We start from the raw sequence: 1,233 nt of genomic DNA on the forward strand, positions 1-1,233 counted from the left end.
GGCGGCGGATTCAACCGATCGACGCAACACATTCGTCGAACATCTCAGCTGGCGTCCTGAAGCCCAGAGTCTTCCTCGGGCGCTCGTTCAATTTTCGTGCGATCGCATCCAGACTGGCCTGCGAGTAGCCTGAGATATCCAAGCCCTTTGGCAGGTACTGCCTGAGCAGGCCGTTGGTGTTCTCGTTGGAGCCGCGCTGCCAAGGGCTCTGAGGATCGCAGAAGTAGACCTGGATGTCCGTGGCCAGCGTGAAGCGCTTGTGGCCTGCCAGCTCCTTGCCGCGGTCCCAGGTGAGCGACTTATAGAGCTCCTGCGGCAGCTTGCGAGCGTGGCGCACAAGCGCGTTCACCACGGTCTGCGTGTCTTTGCCGCCCACCTTCACCAGCATCACGTATCGTGTTTGTCGCTCCACTAGCGTTGCAATCTGGCTGTTGCCGCTGCCGAAGAACAGATCGCCTTCCCAGTGCCCGGGAACTGCACGGTCTTCGACGGACACAGGACGTTCGCTGATGGAGACCGCATCAGAGATCTGGCCGTGCACCTCGGTCTTCTGCGTGTGATGGCGTGATCGGCGCATCCCGCGCGTCCGCCTCAGGTGCTCGAGCAGCTCCTTCTTCAGGGCGCCGCGCGCCTGAATGAAGAGACTTCGGTAAATGGCTTCGTGTGACACCTGCAGGCTCTCGTCGCCTGGGTAAGTATGCTTTAGCCAGCCTGCGATCTGCTCGGGCGACCACTGGGTCTGAAGTTTGTGCGTCACCAGGCGGGCCAACGTGGCACTCTGAGCCAGCTTGCATTGCTTGGGCCGATGTCCCCGCTGCCAGGCGGCTTGATCGGCTTGGGCCGCTCGATAGCAAGAGGCGCCTCCGTTGCGGGCGATCTCCCGGCTGATCGTCGACGGAGCACGTGCGAGCCGGACAGCGACAGCACGGATCGATTCGCCAGCGACCAGGGCACGTGAGATCTCCTCTCGCTCAGCGAGGGTCAGTGCCAGTTTGGAGCGGCGGCGTTCAGGAGGGCGAAACCCACCTGATTCGGCGAGGACCTGCCGGATCGAGGTGTGTGGGCGATCGAACAAGCGAGCGATCTGGTGAAGGGTCTCTCCCTTCTTCCAGCGCTCCCACATCACTGCCTTCTGAGTCTCCGTGTACCTGGTTCTTGGTCTTCTTCTCCGCATCCACACTCCTTCTGCTTACGCAGGGTAGCGTGTTGCATTGACCGGTTGAATCCGCCGCC

At 61.9% G+C, this 1,233-nt stretch carries 1 protein-coding gene; it reads right to left on the bottom strand.

Going from position 1 to position 1,233, the window contains the following annotated elements; translation table 11 throughout:
* Window positions 1–10: 10 nt before the first annotated feature.
* Entirely contained in the window at window positions 11–1,174 is a 1,164-nt protein-coding gene (locus tag EZ216_RS21200; RefSeq protein WP_135251800.1) for an IS30 family transposase, read from the bottom strand.
* Between the last annotated feature and the right edge of the window lie 59 nt (window positions 1,175–1,233).

Origin of the sequence: Ramlibacter humi, from assembly GCF_004681975.1 — a bacterium.
Lineage (GTDB): Bacteria > Pseudomonadota > Gammaproteobacteria > Burkholderiales > Burkholderiaceae_C > Ramlibacter > Ramlibacter humi.